The sequence below is a fragment of the Stenotrophomonas sp. YJH_SMC_21 genome (assembly GCF_059369555.1).
The window spans coordinates 115702-132407 of sequence record NZ_JCAFSU010000009.1 but is presented as its reverse complement, the minus strand read 5'-3'; the positions used below and the strand labels follow the sequence as shown (position 1 = coordinate 132407).

The 16706-nt window shown below is 66.0% G+C and carries 10 protein-coding genes; 4 read left to right on the top strand and 6 right to left on the bottom strand.

Annotation, left to right across the window (positions count from 1 at the left end; translation table 11 throughout):
- From betB to rpfF, 4 genes are all read left to right on the top strand, one after another.
- Positions 1–1473 (top strand): betaine-aldehyde dehydrogenase, encoded by a 1473-nt coding sequence (gene betB, locus AC5P67_RS13555; protein ID WP_495214778.1) that lies wholly within the window; start codon positions 1–3, stop codon positions 1471–1473.
- A gap of 101 nt (positions 1474–1574) precedes the next feature.
- A complete protein-coding gene (gene betA, locus AC5P67_RS13550; protein WP_005409499.1) occupies positions 1575–3257 on the top strand; it encodes a choline dehydrogenase in 1683 nt (560 codons plus the stop codon).
- A gap of 222 nt (positions 3258–3479) precedes the next feature.
- Positions 3480–5156 carry a long-chain fatty acid--CoA ligase gene (locus AC5P67_RS13545; protein ID WP_062605870.1) on the top strand — a complete coding sequence of 559 codons (1677 nt, stop codon included), beginning with the start codon at positions 3480–3482 and terminating at the stop codon, positions 5154–5156.
- A 200-nt stretch (positions 5157–5356) separates the two neighbouring features.
- A complete protein-coding gene (gene rpfF / locus AC5P67_RS13540) occupies positions 5357–6226 on the top strand; it encodes a diffusible signal factor synthase RpfF (RefSeq protein ID WP_012480080.1) in 870 nt (289 codons plus the stop codon).
- A gap of 12 nt (positions 6227–6238) precedes the next feature.
- Here rpfF and AC5P67_RS13535 read toward each other — a convergent pair whose 3' ends face one another.
- The 6 genes from AC5P67_RS13535 to AC5P67_RS13510 all read right to left on the bottom strand — a co-directional run bounded on the left by AC5P67_RS13535 (position 6239) and on the right by AC5P67_RS13510 (position 16612).
- Positions 6239–8962 carry a response regulator gene (locus AC5P67_RS13535; protein ID WP_111198195.1) on the bottom strand — a complete coding sequence of 908 codons (2724 nt, stop codon included), beginning with the start codon at positions 8960–8962 and terminating at the stop codon, positions 6239–6241.
- Between the two features lies 1 nt (position 8963).
- Positions 8964–10103, bottom strand: coding sequence for a cyclic di-GMP phosphodiesterase response regulator RpfG (gene rpfG / locus AC5P67_RS13530; RefSeq protein WP_005409495.1), 1140 nt, complete (start codon positions 10101–10103; stop codon positions 8964–8966).
- A gap of 205 nt (positions 10104–10308) precedes the next feature.
- Positions 10309–11820: a lysine--tRNA ligase gene (gene lysS / locus AC5P67_RS13525; RefSeq protein WP_043035395.1), complete on the bottom strand. Its 1512-nt coding sequence runs from the start codon at positions 11818–11820 to the stop codon at positions 10309–10311.
- Between the two features lie 218 nt (positions 11821–12038).
- Positions 12039–13679 carry an acetolactate synthase large subunit gene (locus AC5P67_RS13520; RefSeq protein WP_495214776.1) on the bottom strand — a complete coding sequence of 547 codons (1641 nt, stop codon included), beginning with the start codon at positions 13677–13679 and terminating at the stop codon, positions 12039–12041.
- A 63-nt stretch (positions 13680–13742) separates the two neighbouring features.
- Positions 13743–15128, bottom strand: a complete 1386-nt coding sequence (locus AC5P67_RS13515; RefSeq protein WP_279915597.1) for an NAD-dependent succinate-semialdehyde dehydrogenase — start codon at positions 15126–15128, stop codon at positions 13743–13745.
- Positions 15129–15829: 701 nt separating this feature from the next.
- Positions 15830–16612 carry a helix-turn-helix transcriptional regulator gene (locus AC5P67_RS13510; RefSeq protein WP_032966703.1) on the bottom strand — a complete coding sequence of 261 codons (783 nt, stop codon included), beginning with the start codon at positions 16610–16612 and terminating at the stop codon, positions 15830–15832.
- Between the last annotated feature and the right edge of the window lie 94 nt (positions 16613–16706).

The window sequence follows — 16706 nt, the reverse complement described above, 5'->3', positions numbered from 1 at the left end:
ATGACCACCCTGCCCGTCCAACAGCTCTACATCCACGGCCAGCGCGTCGATGCCACCAGCGGCAAGACCTTCAAGACCGTCAACCCGGCCACCGCTGAGGTGATCGCCGAAGTGCAGGTTGCCAGCCAGGCCGACGTCGAGCGTGCCGTGCAGAGCGCGTCCGAAGGCCAGAAGGTGTGGGCCGCGATGACCGCCATGGAACGCTCGCGCATCCTGCGCCGCGCCGTCGAGATCCTGCGTGAGCGCAACGACGAACTGGCCCACCTGGAAACCCTGGACACCGGCAAGGCGCTGGCCGAAACCACCACCGTGGACATCGTCACCGGCGCCGACGTGGTCGAGTACTACGCCGGCCTGGCCACCGCCATCGAAGGCATCCAGCTGCCGCTGCGCGAATCGAGCTTCTTCTACACCCGCCGCGAGCCGCTGGGCGTGGTCGCCGGCATCGGCGCCTGGAACTACCCGATCCAGATCGCCATGTGGAAGTCGGCCCCGGCCCTGGCCGCCGGCAACGCGATGGTGTTCAAGCCTTCGGAAGTGACCCCGCTGACCGCGATCCGGCTGGCCGAGATCTACACCGAAGCCGGCGTGCCGGCCGGCGTGTTCAACGTCGTGCAGGGCCCGGGCCGCGAGATCGGCCAGTGGCTGACCGAGCACCCGGTGATCGAGAAGATTTCCTTCACCGGCGGCGTCGCCACCGGCAAGAAGGTCATGGCCAGCGCCGCGTCCTCCTCGCTGAAGGAAGTGACCATGGAGCTGGGCGGCAAGTCGCCGCTGGTGATCTGCGATGACGCCGACCTGGACCGCGCCGCCGACATCGCGGTGATGGCCAACTTCTTCAGCTCCGGCCAGGTCTGCACCAACGGCACCCGCGTGTTCGTGCCGCGCAGCATGCTCGCCGCGTTCGAGGCCGCCGTTGTCGAGCGCGTCAAGCGCATCCGCATCGGCGACCCGATGGCCGCCGAAACCAACTTCGGCCCGCTGACCAGCTTCCCGCACATGGAAAACGTGCTGCGCTACATCGAAAGCGGCAAGGCCGAAGGCGCCCGCCTGCTGACCGGCGGTGGCCGTGCCACCGAAGGCGCGCTGGCCAATGGCGCCTACGTTCTTCCGACCGTGTTCTCCGACTGCCGCGATGACATGACGATTGTCCGGGAAGAGATCTTCGGGCCGGTGATGAGCATCCTCGCCTACGACGACGAAGACGAAGTGGTGCGTCGCGCCAACGACACCACCTTCGGTCTGGCCGCCGGCGTGGTCAGCAAGGACATCAGCCGCGCCCACCGCATCATCCACCGCCTGGAAGCCGGCATCTGCTGGATCAATACGTGGGGTGAGTCTCCGGCCGAAATGCCGGTCGGTGGCTACAAGGAATCCGGCGTCGGCCGCGAGAACGGCATCTCCACCCTCGGCCACTACACCCGCATCAAGTCGGTGCAGGTGGAACTGGGCGACTACGCCAGCGTGTTCTGACCGGCGCGCCCCGAGCGCGCACCCTCGTCCGGCCACCGCGCCGATCCGACATTCCGCCGGGACGCCTGCATGCAGCGCGCCCCGGCCTGCAGGAGACACCCATGAGCACCCACAACGAGTACGACTACATCATCATCGGCGCTGGTTCGGCCGGCAACGTGTTGGCTACCCGCCTCACCGAAGATGCCGATGTCAGCGTGCTGCTGCTGGAAGCCGGTGGCCCGGACTACCGGCTCGACTTCCGTACCCAGATGCCGGCGGCACTGGCCTTCCCGCTGCAGGGCAAGCGCTACAACTGGGCGTACAAGACCGATCCCGAGCCCTTCATGAACAACCGCCGCATGGACTGCGGCCGCGGCAAGGGGCTGGGCGGCTCGTCGCTGATCAACGGCATGTGCTACATCCGCGGCAACGCGATGGATTACGACAACTGGGCCAGCATGCCGGGCCTGGAAGACTGGACCTACCTGGACTGCCTGCCGTACTTCCGCAAGGCGGAAACCCGCGACATCGGCCCCAATGACTACCACGGTGGCGACGGCCCGCTGCGCGTGACCACGCCGAAGGCCGGTAACAACGAGCTGTTCGCTGCGATGGTCGAAGCCGGCGTGCAGGCCGGCTACCCGCGCACCGACGACCTCAACGGCTACCAGCAGGAAGGCTTCGGCCCGATGGACCGCACGGTGACCCCGAAGGGCCGTCGCTCCAGCACCGCCCGTGGTTACCTGGACCTCGCCAAGCCGCGCCCGAACCTGACCATCGTCACCCACGCGCTTACCGACCGCATCCTGTTCTCGGGCAAGCGTGCGGTGGGCGTGCAGTGGCTGCACAACGACCAGCCGCAGCGTGCCACCGCGCGCCGCGAAGTGCTGCTGTGTGGCGGCGCCATCGCCTCGCCGCAGATCCTGCAGCGTTCGGGCGTCGGCCCGGCCGACCTGCTGCGCAGCCTGGACATCGACCTGGTGCACCACCTGCCGGGCGTCGGCGCCAACCTGCAGGACCACCTGGAGATGTACCTGCAGTACGAGTGCAAGAAGCCGGTCTCGCTGGCACCGGCACTGAAGCTGTACAACCAGCCGGCCATCGGCGCCGAGTGGCTGTTCCTGGGCACCGGCATCGGCGCCAGCAACCAGTTCGAGGCCGGCGGCTTCATCCGCAGCGACGCCGAATTCGACTGGCCGAACCTGCAGTACCACTTCCTGCCGGTGGCGATCAATTACAACGGCTCCAACCCGATCAAGGCGCACAGCTTCCAGATGCACGTCGGTTCGATGCGCTCGCCCAGCCGCGGCCGCATCCACGTGCGTTCGAAGGATCCGCGCGAACATCCGAGCATCCTCTTCAACTACATGTCGCATGAGCAGGACTGGCGCGAGTTCCGCGCGGCGATCCGCATCACCCGCGAGATCTTCGCGCAGCCGGCGCTGGCACCGTACAGCGGCCGCGAGATTTCCCCGGGCAGCGCGCTGCAGACCGATGCGCAGATCGATGCGTTCGTCCGCGAACATGCCGAGACCGCCTACCACCCGTCGTGCTCGAACAAGATGGGCCACGCCGATGACCCGATGGCGGTGGTCGACGGCCAGGGCCGCGTGCACGGGCTGGAAGGCCTGCGCATCGTCGATGCCTCGATCATGCCGCAGGTGGTGACCGGCAACCTCAACGCGCCGACCATCATGATGGCCGAGAAGCTGGCCGACGTGATCCGCGGCCGCACCCCGCTGGCCCGCAGCACCGCGCCGTACTACAAGGCCAACGGTGCACCGGTGCGCAAGCAGGACTGACGCAAGCGCCCCGCTTGGCGACACGGTCGTGCCGGCCGCTGGCCGGCATCCACCGGAATCCCGATCGAGCGCAGACGCCGGCCAGCGGCCGGCACGACCAAGCAAAGAGGCCCTTCGGGGCCTCTTCGCGTTTTCCCTACGGCGGGGTATGCTGCAATGAACGGCCATTGTCGCTACGCTCAGGGCCGGAACCTAATACATCACGATTCCTGGAGGGGGAATATGAGTCTGGATCGTCCCTGGCTGCAGAGCTATCCGAAAGGCGTTCCCGCCGAAATCGACGTCAACGAGTTCCATTCGGTAGCTTCGGTCTTCGACGCTTCCGTCGCGAAATTCCGCGACCGTCCGGCCTACTCCAGCTTCGGCAAAGTGCTCACCTACGGTGAGACCGATGCGCTGGTCACCCAGTTCGCCGCCTACCTGCTGGGTGAGCTCAAGCTCAAGAAGGGTGACCGCGTCGCCCTGATGATGCCCAACTGCCTGCAGTACCCGGTGGCCACCTTCGGCGTGCTGCGCGCCGGACTGACCGTGGTCAACGTCAACCCGCTGTACACCGCGCGCGAGCTCAAGCACCAGCTGATCGACGCGGGCGTCAGTGCGCTGGTGGTGGTCGACAACTTCGGCGACACCGTCGAACAGGTCATCGCCGATACGCCGGTCAAGCACGTGGTCACCACCGGCCTGGGCGACCTGCTCGGCGCCAAGGGCGCGATCGTCAACTTCGTACTGAAGTACGTCAAGAAGATGGTGCCCAACTACCACATCAAGGGCGCCGTCCGCTTCAGGCAGGCGCTCAAGCTGGGCAGCCGGCACGCGCTTCCGCCTGTCGAGATCGACCACGACGACATCGCCTTCCTGCAGTACACCGGCGGTACCACCGGCGTGGCCAAGGGCGCGATGCTGACCAACCGCAACCTGATCGCCAACATGCAGCAGGCCTCGGCGTGGCTGTCCACCTCGGGCATCGAGCCGGGCAAGGAAGTGATCATCACTGCCCTGCCGCTGTACCACATCTTCGCGTTGACCGCGAACGGCCTGGTCTTCATGAAGTTCGGTGGCTGCAACCACCTGATCACCAACCCGCGCGACATGAAGGGCTTCGTCAAGGAGCTCAAGGGCACCCGCTTCACCGCCATCACCGGCGTCAACACGCTGTTCAACGGCCTGCTCAACACGCCCGGCTTCGACGAGATCGACTTCTCTTCGGTCAAGTTCACCCTCGGCGGCGGCATGGCGGTACAACGTGCCGTGGCCGAACGCTGGAAGAAGGTCACCGGGGTGACCCTGGTCGAAGCCTATGGCCTGACCGAGACCTCGCCGGCAGCCTGCATCAACCCGCTCACCCTGCCCGAGTACAACGGCGCCATCGGGCTGCCGATCCCGTCCACCGATGCCTGCATCAAGGACGACAACGGCAACATCCTGGCGCTGGGCGAAGTGGGCGAGCTGTGCATCAAGGGCCCGCAGGTGATGAAGGGCTACTGGCAGCGCCCGGAGGAAACCGCCACCGCCATCGACGCCGACGGCTGGCTGCACACCGGCGACATGGCGAAGATGGACGAACAGGGCTTCTTCTACATCGTCGACCGCAAGAAGGACATGATCCTGGTGTCCGGCTTCAATGTGTACCCGAACGAGGTCGAGGACGTCATCGCGATGATGCCCGGCGTGTTGGAAGTGGCTGCGGTCGGTGTCCCGGACGAGAAGTCCGGCGAGGTCGTGAAGGTCGTGATCGTGAAGAAGGACCCGAACCTGACCGCGGAAATGGTCAAGGAACATGCCCGGGCCAACCTGACCGGTTACAAGCACCCCAGAATCGTAGAATTCCGAAAGGAGCTGCCGAAGACCAACGTCGGCAAGATTCTCCGTCGCGAGCTGCGTGATACGCCCGCCCAGTAAGGGTTTCCGGGCAACACGACAGTACAGGGGACCCCGCCGGAGACGGCGGGGTCTTTTTATTGCCGGAACATGGCCGGCCCGGCGCTTGCGGGCGGTTCACGACGGGTGCATAGAATCAGTCGCCGCCGCATGTTCAGCTCGCCCCCTCACTCCTCTCCGTCCGCTCTGCGGTTGGCCGGACGGTCACACGGAGAACTCCCATGTCTGCAGTACGCCCCATCATTACCCGTCCCTCGCAGCACCCTACCCTGCGTATCACCGAAGAACCCGAGCGGGATGTTTACTGGATCCATATGCACGCCAACCTGGTCAACCAGCCAGGCCGGCCGTGCTTCGCCTCGCGCCTGGTCGATGACATCGTCGACTACCAGCGCGAACTGGGCGATCGCCTCAGCGCCTCGCACGCTCTGTCACCCCATGTCGTACTTGCCTCTGACAGCGACGTGTTCAACCTGGGCGGCGATCTCGAACTGTTCTGCCGCCTGATCCGCGAGGGCGACCGCGCCCGCCTGCTCGACTATGCCCAGCGCTGCGTGCGCGGCGTGCATGCCTTCCATGCCGGCCTGGGCACCCGTGCCCACAGCATCGCCCTGGTCCAGGGCAATGCACTGGGGGGCGGCTTCGAGGCCGCACTGAGCTGCCACACCATCGTCGCCGAGGAAGGCGTGTTGATGGGCCTGCCGGAGGTGCTGTTCGACCTGTTCCCCGGCATGGGCGCCTACTCCTTCCTGTGCCAGCGGATCAGTCCGCGGCTGGCGGAGAAGATCATGCTGGAAGGCAACCTCTACACCGCCAGCCAGCTGAAGGAAATGGGCCTGGTCGACATCGTGGTGCCGGTGGGCGAAGGTGTTGCCGCAGTCGAACAGGTGATCAAGGAAAGCCGACGCATCCCACACGCCTGGGCGGCGATGCGTGAGGTCAACGAGATCGCCACCATGGTGCCGCTGCATGAAATGATGCGGATCACCGAGATCTGGGTAGACACTGCGATGCAGCTCGGCGAGAAGTCCCTGCGCACCATGGATCGGCTGGTACGGGCGCAGGCCCGGCGCAATGGCGACCCGGCCTGATCGTCTGGCGGGTCAGGACGGGCTGCGCTCGCTGTCGTCGCGGTGCGGTGCCCCCGCACTACGGGCAGCCAACGCATTCCTGCCGTTGCGCAGAGCGGTCGCCAGGTTGCCGAGGCGGGAGCTCCATTCACCCTTCAGCTGCCAGTCCGCCATGCGCATGATTTCGCCACTGGAGGCGGCAACCTGGACAAGCCCCAGGTTGCTCGCCACGCCACGCAGCGCGTGGGCGTGCTCGCGGAAATCCTCCCATGCCTGGCGCTCGCCGCAGCCCTGCAGCTGGCCCATGCTCGCGTCAACGTCCGCCAGGCACTGGTCGATGAACTTGCGTTCGAAGCCATCGCCCATGCCCAGCGACGCCAGCTCGTCCAGGACCGCGGTATCGAGCACGCCATCGCCGACCGGCAATGCAGGCACCGACTGGATGCCGGGCTCGGCGCGGGTGTTGGCGGCGACATCGGCCAGCACTTCCAGCAGGCGGGTGGCCACCACGGGCTTGGCAAGGAAGGCGCGGGCGCCGGCCTGCTCACAACGCAGGATGGACTCGGGGGTGACGTCTGCGCTCAGCACCATGACCGGAACGTAAGGCATGCCGCTGGCCTGCATGACCCGCAACTGCTTGAGCAGATCCAGTCCGCTCATGCCGGGCATGTGCAGGTCGACGATCGCTGCGTCGTAACTGGCCTGCTCCAGCGCATCGAGCACTTCGGCGCCGCCGTTGACGCAGGTGACCTTGTGGCCGGCCTTCTCCAGCAGCCGCTGCAGCACCATGCGGTTGGCCTCGTGGTCGTCGGCGACCAGAACCCGCAGGCTCCGCACCCGTGCACGATGGCGCAGGAAGGGGTTGGAAAACGCGATGACATTGCCGGCTTCAGCCACCTCGGACGGAACCGCCGGGGCTGATGAGGTGTCTGCGACGTCCAGCGTGATCTCGACCCAGAACACGCTGCCGCGCGGGCTGTTCGGCGCATAGCCGACCTGCCCGCCCATCGACTCGACCAGGCCCTTGGCAATGGCGGTGCCCAGACCGGTGCCTTCATGGCGCCGGGCCAGGCCGACATCGCCCTGCTCGAACGCATTGAACAGGCGTCCGCGCAACGCCACCGGCACGCCGATGCCGGTATCGACGATCTCGAACCGCAGGCGCATCCGCTCGCTGCCCAGCGCATCGGGGCTGGACACGCGCAGATGCACGTAGCCACTGTCGGTGAACTTGACCGCGTTGCCCATCAGGTTCAGCAGGATCTGCTGCAGATGCCCGGCATCCCCGAGCAGGCGCGGCGGCACGTTGTCGTCCACCTGCACGCGATAATCCAGCGATTTGGAGCGGGTCTGCGGGGTCAGGATCAGGTTGATCGCCTGCAGCACGTCGGCCAGCGCGAACTCGTGCCACTCCACGCGCACCTTGCCGGCTTCGATCGCGGAGATGTCCAGCACCTCTTCCACCAGCGCCAGCAGACTGCGGGTCGAGGCCTGGATGGTGTTCAGGCACTCGCGCTGTTCGTCGTCCAGGCGGGTGGTGGCCAGCACTTCGGTCATGCCGGCCAGCCCGTTCAACGGCGTGCGGAACTCATGGCTCATGTTGGCCAGGAAGCGGCTCTTGGCTTCGTTGGCCTGGCGCGCCTCGGCCACCGCCCGGGTCAAGGCATGCAGCAGCGAATCGAAGTACAGCGGAATCGCGCCCAGGCCCAGCAGCAGGCCCCAGCCCAGATAATCGTGGCCGCGCCAGTACGGCGACAGCATCACCGTGCACAGGAAGGCCAGGCAGCCCATGGCCGTGGCCACGCGCAGGTAGGTGCTGCCGTAGCGCATGCCGTTGCCGATCGTCACCCACAGCATCACCGCATACAGCGGTGCGGCCGGCTCGCCCTGGATGGTCATGATCCAGGCCATGCAGGTGTAATCGGTCAGCATGCCGATCACGCGGCGCACATGCGACACGCCCGGATTGACCAGGATCGCGGTCAGCAGGCCGGCGGAAATGGTCAGCTCGAAGGCGAGGATCAGCCACGTCGCCGTCAGCGCCTCACCGCCGCCGCTCAGCGAGCGCCAGCCGAGATAGCTGATGAACAGTGCCGTGATGATGATGCGGATCAGGTTCTGCGCGTGCTCGCTGTCCTCGCGCCCGGACAGGCGCTGCTTGAAGCGGGCCAACAGCGAGCGCTTGTCGGATCCAGCGGCGGGCGTCGTATCCATGGTCGGATGTCGCATCCTTCGGCGCAGCAGGGAGGAGCAGCACAACGGTACTGCCAGCAACCCCAACCACAGGGAAATGGCCAGCCCCAGGTTGGCCTGCCAATAGGGAGTCAACAGCACGGTAGTGCCGAAACTGACCATCGCCAGCACAATGGCAGCGGTCAGGTAACGCGGCCCGAAGCGCAGGCCGTTGCCCACCGTGACCCACATCACCACCGCATACACCCACGCCAGCGGCTCACCCATCTGGATCATGCCGATCGCGATCAGGCCGTAATCGGCCAGCATCCCGGCCACCCGCCGCAGGTCCGAGCGCTGCGGCTTCCACAGCAGCCAGCCGAACAACAGCAGCGACAGGCCCAGCCCGGTCAACGCCGTTGCCAGCGCGCCCTGGTACTGATCCAGCCGGTGCAGGCGGGCGCCGGACAACAGAACATAGACCAGGATCAGCGAGATCAGCACCACCCGCACGATCGCCTGGCCATGTTCCGAATCCGGACGCTGCGCCAGCCGACGCCTCACGCGTGCGAACAGGTCCTGCATGTCACCCACCCGGTCGCGTCGATGCCGTCGAGTGCTGGGCGCAGATATCCATCAACTGCTGGTGGCCGCGCATCAGCGCATCCACGCAACGCGGATCGAACAGTCGCCCACGCTGGGCGTACAGATAAGCCAGAGTGGCTTCCATGGTCCATGCTTCCTTGTACGGACGGGGCGAGATCAGCGCATCGAAGACGTCGGCGACAGCAACGATCCGCGCTTCCAGCGGAATCGCTTCGCCGACCAGGCCGTCGGGATAGCCGCTGCCGTCATAGCGCTCGTGATGGCGCAGCGCGATGAGCGCGCCCACCTGGATGAAACGGTTCTGGCTGCCACTGAGCAGCTCGTGGCCGATGCGTGGGTGCCGGCGCATGATCGCCAGCTCCTCGTCATTGAGCTTGCCCTGCTTGAGCAGCACCGCGTCGGGAATGGCGATCTTGCCCATGTCATGCAGCGGCGCCGCCATCTCGATCAGGCGCACGTCGTCTTCGGGCAGGCCAAGCTGCTCGGCGATCAGCCCCGCAACGCGCGCCATGCGTTCGAGATAGGCGCTGGTGCCGGCATCACGGAACTCGATCGCCCGCGCCAATCGCGACAGTGTCTCGCGTTCGCGTTCCTCGACCTCGTGCATGCTGGCCAGCAGGCGCTGCTCCAGCGACAACGCACGTTGCTTCACGTTCTCGGTCTGCTGGCGCAGCTGCAGCAGGTTGTAGCAGCGCGCGCGCAGTTCGCGCGGACGGATCGGCTTGACCAGGAAGTCGATGACCCCTGCTTCCAGCGCCGCCTGGCGGATCGGCTCGTCGCCGACCACGGTGATCAGGATCACCGGGATATCGCGGTGCTTGGGCAGGCGCCGGAATCGACGGGCGAACTCCAGCCCGTCCATCTCCGGCATGCGGTAATCGAGCAGCAACAGGTCGACCGGGTGCGCCTCGCACCAGGCCAATGCGGTCAGCGGATCACCGAAGTCATACACGCTCAGTTCCGGCGCAATGTCTTCGATGACGTGACGCAGCATCGTCCGCGCGGACGTCTGGTCGTCAACAATGACGATGTTCAACGCGTACTCCGCCTGGTTTCTCGACCATGCTGGATCATCAGCAGGCGAGGATACCCTGCTGCTGCGAACGCTCGCACCCTGCATCGGCCCGACTCCCGTGTCATGCGTCCCGGTTCATGATCGTCATCACATTGTGAAGCGGACTCTCCACAATGCGCACTCCCCCTGGCGCCGATCAAGCCATAACAGACGTCAAGGTAGTGCATTAACGATACGCCGAGCGCGGGAGGCGTCAATCGCGCCGTCTCATTTCGCGACGGCGCGCACAAACGGGAGTCAAAAAGACGACTTACTGCTCCGGACGCATGTACGGGAACAGCAGCACGTCACGGATCGAGCTGCTGCCGGTCAGCAGCATCACCAGGCGATCAACGCCGATGCCGAGGCCGCCGGTCGGGGCCATGCCGTACTCCAGCGCACGGATGTAGTCGGCGTCGTAATGCATCGCCTCGTCGTCGCCGCCTTCCTTCGCGGCCACCTGGGCCTGGAAACGCTGGGCCTGGTCTTCCGGGTCGTTCAGTTCGGAGAAGCCGTTGGCCAGCTCCTTGCCGTTGACGAACAGCTCGAAGCGATCCGTGTAGCCCGGGTCGTTGTCATTGGCACGGGCCAGCGGCGAGACCTCGACCGGATGGTCGGTGATGAAGGTCGGCTGGATCAGGGTGTGCTCGACCGTGGCCTCGAAGATCTCCAGCAACAGCTTGCCCCAGCCGTAGGACGGCTTGACGCGGATGTTCAAGCGCTCGCAATGGCGCAGCAGCGCATCGCGGTCAGTGCAATCAGCGGCCGAGATTTCCGGGTTGTGGTGGCGCACTGCCTCATCCATGCGCCAGCGGCGGAACGCCGGGCCCAGGTCGATCTTCGCGCCGTCCCATTCCACTTCGGTGCCACCGTTCACGGCCTTGGCCACATCACGGATCACACCCTCGGTCAGGTCCATGATTTCGTTGTACGTGGCATAGGCCTCGTACAGTTCCATCATGGTGAATTCCGGATTGTGGCGGGTGCTGACGCCTTCATTGCGGAAGTTGCGGTTGATCTCGTACACACGCTCCAGGCCACCCACGGTCAGGCGCTTGAGGTACAGCTCCGGCGCCACGCGCAGGTACAGGTCCAGGTCCAGCGCGTTGTGATGGGTGGTGAACGGCTTGGCCGCCGCGCCGCCGGGGATGTAATGCATCATCGGCGTCTCGACTTCCAGGAAGTCGCGGTTGTCCAGCCACGCGCGCATGGCGCGGATGATCTTCGAGCGCTTGATGAACACTGCGCGCGATTCCGGGGTCACGATCAGGTCGACGTAACGCTGGCGGTAACGCTGCTCGACGTCGGCCAGGCCGTGCCACTTGTCCGGCAGCGGGCGCAGCGACTTGGTCAGCAGGCGGATCGACTCGGCCTTGACCGACAGTTCGCCGGTCTTGGTACGGGTCAGGCCGCCTTCGACGGCGATGATGTCGCCCACGTCCCAGCCCTTGAAGGCCGTGTAGGCATCGCCCAGCACCGCGCCCTGCAGGAACAGCTGGATGCGGCCGGACTCGTCCTGGATCTGCGCGAAGCTGGCCTTGCCCATGATGCGCTTGGCCATCAGGCGGCCGGCCATCTTCACCTGGCGGCCGTTGCCTTCCAGCGCCTCGGCGGTCCAGGCCTCGGCATCGGCGAATTCTTCCTGCAGGCGGCCGGCGAAGTCCTCGCGACGGAAGTCGTTCGGGTACGCGATGCCCTGCCCACGCAGCGTTTTGAGTTTCTCGCGGCGCTCGGCGATCAACTTGTTTTCGTCAACGGGGGGGGTATCGGTAGCTTCGCTCATGGATCTGCGGGAATCGTGTAGTGAGGGGGGATGTTGCACCCGGCACAGCCGGTTGCCCAGCATACCAAAACCGCCCTGCCCCGGCCTTGGGCCGGGCCCGCCCAGATGGCCGCCAACCTTGGTTGGCGGTCCGTGTGTCGACCAAGGTCGACACCTACCGGATTCCGGGGAACCGATGCCCCGGTAGTCGCCAACCTTGGTTGGCGCTCGTCCCGGCGTCAACCGTTCCCAGGGAACGCCTGCCGCAACTCGTCCACCAGCACCCGCTGGTTCTCCGAATAGTCCACCGGCACCGACACCAGGTGCACCCCGCCCTCGTTGAAGGCCGCCTCCAGCGTCGGGATGAACTGCTCGATGGCGGTCACCTCGTGGCCCTTGCAGCCGTAGGCTTCCGCGTACTTCACGAAATCCGGGTTGCTGAAGGTCATGCCGTAGTCGGTGAAGCCATCTACCGCCTGCTTCCAGCGGATCATGCCGTAGGCGCCGTCGTTGAGGATCAGCACCACCAGGTTCAGGCCCAGCCGACGCGCGGTCTCCAGCTCCTGGCTGTTCATCATGAACCCGCCATCGCCGCACACCGCCAGCACCCGCCGCTGCGGGTACAGGATCGAAGCCATGATCACCGACGGCAGGCCCGCGCCCATGGTCGCCAACGCATTGTCCAGCAGCAGCGTATTGGCCACCTGGGTGCGGTAATTGCGCGCGAACCAGATCTTGTACATGCCGTTGTCCAGCGCCACGATGCCGTCCGGCGGCATCACCTGGCGCACGTCGTGCACCAGCCGCTGAGGCGTGAATCCAGCCTCCTCGGCTCGGTCAGCCAGGTGTTCCAGAATGGTCGCGCGCAGCGGCAGCAGCGCGTCAGCGTTCGGCACCGCGCCTTCGATACGATCGGCCAACTGGGTCAGCGAACGACCGATGTCACCGATCACTTCCACCTGCGGGAAGTACACCTGCTCCACGGCCGCCTGCGAGTAGCCGATATGGATCACGGTCGGCCCACCCGGGCGCATCACGAACGGCGGCTTCTCGGTGACCTCGTGGCCGATGGTCACGATCACGTCGGCCTGGTCGATCGCCATGTGCACGTAATCGCGCTCTGTCAGCGCCGCGGTGCCCATGTACAGGCCCGAACCACCGGCCACCGCGCCCTTGCCCATCTGCGTGGTGAAGAACGGAATGCCGGCGCGCAACACGAACGCCGACAGCGCTTCGCTGGACTGCGGCCGCGACGCCGCCGAGGCGATCATCAGCAGGGGGCGCTTGGCGTTGCGGATGATCTCCGCCGCCCGATCCAGCGCCTCCGGACTGGCAATGGGACGATCCACCGCGTGCGGCGGAATCAGCGCCACGCCCTCGACCTCATCGGCGGCGATATCTTCGGGCAGCTCCAGCAGCACCGGGCCCGGGCGCTCTTCCTGGGCGACACGGAACGCCTGGCGGACGATGGTCGGGATGGTGCGCGCCGAGACGATCTGACGCGCCAGCTTGGTCAGCGGCTTCATCGTGCTGACGATGTCGACGATCTGGAAGCGCGCCTGCTTGCTGGCGACGATGCCCTTCTGCCCGGTGATCATGATGACCGGCCATGCGCCAAGCAGCGCATACGCGGCGCCGGTGGTGAAATTCAGCGCGCCGGGGCCGAGCGTGGCCAGGCACACGCCCGGCTTGCCGGTCAGGCGGCCATAGGTGGCCGCCATGAACACGGCCGCCTGCTCGTGGCGGGTGATGACCAGCTCGATGCTGGAATGGCGCAGCGACTCGACCACGTCGAGATTTTCTTCGCCGGGAATGCCGAAAATGCGCTCGACGCCTTCGTTCTCAAGTGCGGCGACAAGCAGATCTGAACCCTTGGACATTGGAATGTCGTCCTTTTCGCTGGACTGATGGTGGATCGTTGCAGGGAGGATGGAAGCTGCGCGTCAACGCTTGTCGAACCACACCGTCTGCGCGTTGACGAATTCGCGGATGCCGAAGTGCGAGAGCTCACGGCCGAAGCCGCTCTTCTTCACGCCGCCGATCGGCACGCGCGGATCGGACGCGGAGAAGCCGTTGACGAATACACCGCCGGTCTGCAGCCGGCGCGCCAGCTGCATCGCACGGGCGCGGTCGCCGCTCCACAGGTTGCCGCTGAGGCCGAACTCGCTCTGGTTGGCCAGTTCCACCGCATGGTCGGCGTCGCGGGCGCGGCTGATCGAGGCCACCGGCCCGAACGTTTCGGTATCGAAGGCCTGCATGCCCGGCTCAACCCCGGCCAGCACGGTGGGTGCATAGAACGCACCCGGACGATCCAGCTGGTGCCCGCCGACCAGCAGCTGCGCACCGGCGTCGACCGAAGCGCGTACCTGCGCGTCGAGCTGCTCCAGCAGATCCTGGCGCGCCATCGGGCCGATGCGGTTTGCCGGGTCACGGCCGTCGCCAATGGTCAGTGCCTGCACCTTCTGGCAGAACTGCGCCACGAAACGATCGTAGACCGCGTCTTCGACGATGATGCGCTTGCCGGCGATGCAGACCTGCCCGGTGTTCTGGAAGCGCGAGGCCACCGCCGCATCGACGGCCGCATCAAGATCGGCATCGGCCAGGACGATGAACGGATCGGAACCGCCCAGTTCCAGCACCACCTTCTTCAGCGCCTGCCCGGCCTGGGCAGCAATGCTGCGGCCGGCGGCCACACTTCCGGTCAGGGTCACCGCCGCGATGCGGTCATCGGCGATCGCGCGGCTGGTGCCCTCGCGGCTGATGTTGGCCGCGATGAAGGTGCCCTCCGGCAAGCCGGCATCGCGCCATGCGGCGTCGAGCAGCTGCGCGGTACCGACGATGTTCTCGGCCGGCTTCAGCAGGAAGCCGTTGCCGCCCATCAGGATCGGCACCGCCGCGCGCATCACCTGCCAGTACGGGAAGTTCCACGGCATGATGCCCAGCACCACGCCCAGCGGCAGGTATGACACGTAAGCCTTGTCGTCGGGCACCTGGGTCGGTTCGTCGCGCAGGAACTGCGCACCGTTGTCGGCGTACCAGTCGCACAGCACAGCACACTTTTCGATTTCGGCCAGCGCTTCGGCCTGGACCTTGCCCATTTCGGCGGTAGCCAGCGCGGCCAGCTTTTCACGGTCACGGCGTAGCACCGCGGCCATCGCACGCAGTACGTCTGCGCGCTGTTCGAGGCTCTTGACGCTCCAGGCCGCAAAGCCGAGCTGGCCGCGATCCAGGATTGTTTCCAGCTCGGCGTCGGTGGCGAAGGGATGGCTGGCGATCTGCTGGCCAGTGGCCGGATCGCGGGAAATGGCGGTGGTGGGGGCAGCGGACATGCAGGGCTCCTGTTGTCTCGACAACGGGCGGTGGCCCGTCTCCTGCACAGGAATGTGGACCCGAATGGCGGAGGCAACAAGGCGTCTGCTTATCCTGTGACCTGCACTTACCTGCCTGAATGGGGTTTTCGGCAGGGCTGCGCCCTGCACCCGCTACGATCCAGAGCAACAGCAACAGCAACAGCAGAAGCTGGTTTCCTGAGGGATGGCGGGGTGGGTCCGGTTGCGGGAGACGCTATAAACCCTTCCATGGGGGCTTGGCCGCGGCATCCATGCCGCGGACACTCCCGCAACCGGACCCATCCCGCCTTCGACAGAGTTCTGCGACCTGTCGGGACGGCGCTCTGCGTTGCTGTTGGTGGGTGTCGACCTTGGTCGACACAGTAGACCCACGCCATGCGTGGATGACTCATTCGATATCTGAGAGAAAAATCGTGTCGACCAAGGTCGACACCTACCAACAGCCGCGCGGAACAAAGCCGCAGTTGCCAACAACCGCGCGAAATCTGTCTGAGGTGGGGTGGTGTGGGTTGGCAGGACCGTTGGCGCCATGGATGGCGCCATCGAGCCCCCATGGACGGGTTTACGGCGTGTCCTGTCAACCCACACCACCCCGCCATCCCTCGGATAGTCCGCTGTTGCTGTTGCCGTTGCTGTCGCTTCGGCCTCTGCGGGTGCAGGGCGCAGCCCTGCCGAACAACCTACTTCCGCGGCAGGTAGGTCACCAGGGAAAGGTCATGCCGGCTCTCCGGCACCAGCGCCACGTACTGCAGGTCCAGCAACCCGCGCGTGGGATGGTTCAACTTCTTCGCCCCTTCATCGAACCGGCGCACATCGTGCTCCGGCCACCACTGGCGGAACTCCTCGCTGTGCGCCGAGATGTCCTCGACCAGCGCCAGGAACGGAGCCTTGTCCGGCGCCTGCGCCATCGCCGCGCGGAAGCCTGCCAGCAGGCCGCGGGTCATTTCTTCCCAGTTGAGGATCAGCGTGCGGTACGGCGGGTACAGGAACATCAGCCGCAGCGTATTGCGCTCGTGCGGCGCCAGCTGGCTGTAGTCCACGAACAGCTCGGCGATGGCCGGATTCCAGGCCAGGATGTCGAAGCGGGTGTTGCGCACGTACGCCGGGATCGGCTGCATCGCCTCCACCAGCTGGCGCAGGCCGTCGGTCACACTCTCGTCCGGTGATTCCAGCGGCACGCCGTAGCCGGACAGTGCGAAGGCATAGGCGCGTTCGTCGTCGCTCATGCGCAGCACCTGTGCCAGGCGCTCGAGCACCTCGGGCGAGGCACGCACTTCGCGGCCCTGCTCGATCCAGGTGTACCAGCTCACGCTGACCCCGATCGCCAGCGCCACTTCCTCGCGCTTCAGGCCCGGGGTGCGCCGCCGCCCGGCCGGCAGGCCGAGCGTGGCGGGGTCGACACGGGCGCGGCAGGCCTTGAGGAAGCCGCCGAGTTCCTTGCGTTCACTTTCGCTGCGCATCATCGCTACCGCCGTACCCGTTGTAGCGTCGAGCCATGCTCGACGCATCTGCTACTGCGCCAACAGCAGCCGAGCATGGGCTCGGCTCTACCGGAAG

Bases quoted from the DNA above. Each gene is read 5' to 3' on its own strand.
- betB (WP_495214778.1), top strand. From the start codon at position 1: ATGACCACCCTGCCCGTCCAACAGCTCTACATCCACGGCCAGCGCGTC.
- AC5P67_RS13545 (WP_062605870.1), top strand. From the start codon at position 3,480: ATGAGTCTGGATCGTCCCTGGCTGCAGAGCTATCCGAAAGGCGTTCCC.
- AC5P67_RS13535 (WP_111198195.1), bottom strand. From the start codon at position 8,962: ATGCAGGACCTGTTCGCACGCGTGAGGCGTCGGCTGGCGCAGCGTCCG.
- betA (WP_005409499.1), top strand. From the start codon at position 1,575: ATGAGCACCCACAACGAGTACGACTACATCATCATCGGCGCTGGTTCG.
- AC5P67_RS13515 (WP_279915597.1), bottom strand. From the start codon at position 15,128: ATGTCCGCTGCCCCCACCACCGCCATTTCCCGCGATCCGGCCACTGGC.
- AC5P67_RS13520 (WP_495214776.1), bottom strand. From the start codon at position 13,679: ATGTCCAAGGGTTCAGATCTGCTTGTCGCCGCACTTGAGAACGAAGGC.
- rpfF (WP_012480080.1), top strand. From the start codon at position 5,357: ATGTCTGCAGTACGCCCCATCATTACCCGTCCCTCGCAGCACCCTACC.
- AC5P67_RS13510 (WP_032966703.1), bottom strand. From the start codon at position 16,612: ATGATGCGCAGCGAAAGTGAACGCAAGGAACTCGGCGGCTTCCTCAAG.
- rpfG (WP_005409495.1), bottom strand. From the start codon at position 10,103: ATGCAGGGTGCGAGCGTTCGCAGCAGCAGGGTATCCTCGCCTGCTGAT.
- lysS (WP_043035395.1), bottom strand. From the start codon at position 11,820: ATGAGCGAAGCTACCGATACCCCCCCCGTTGACGAAAACAAGTTGATC.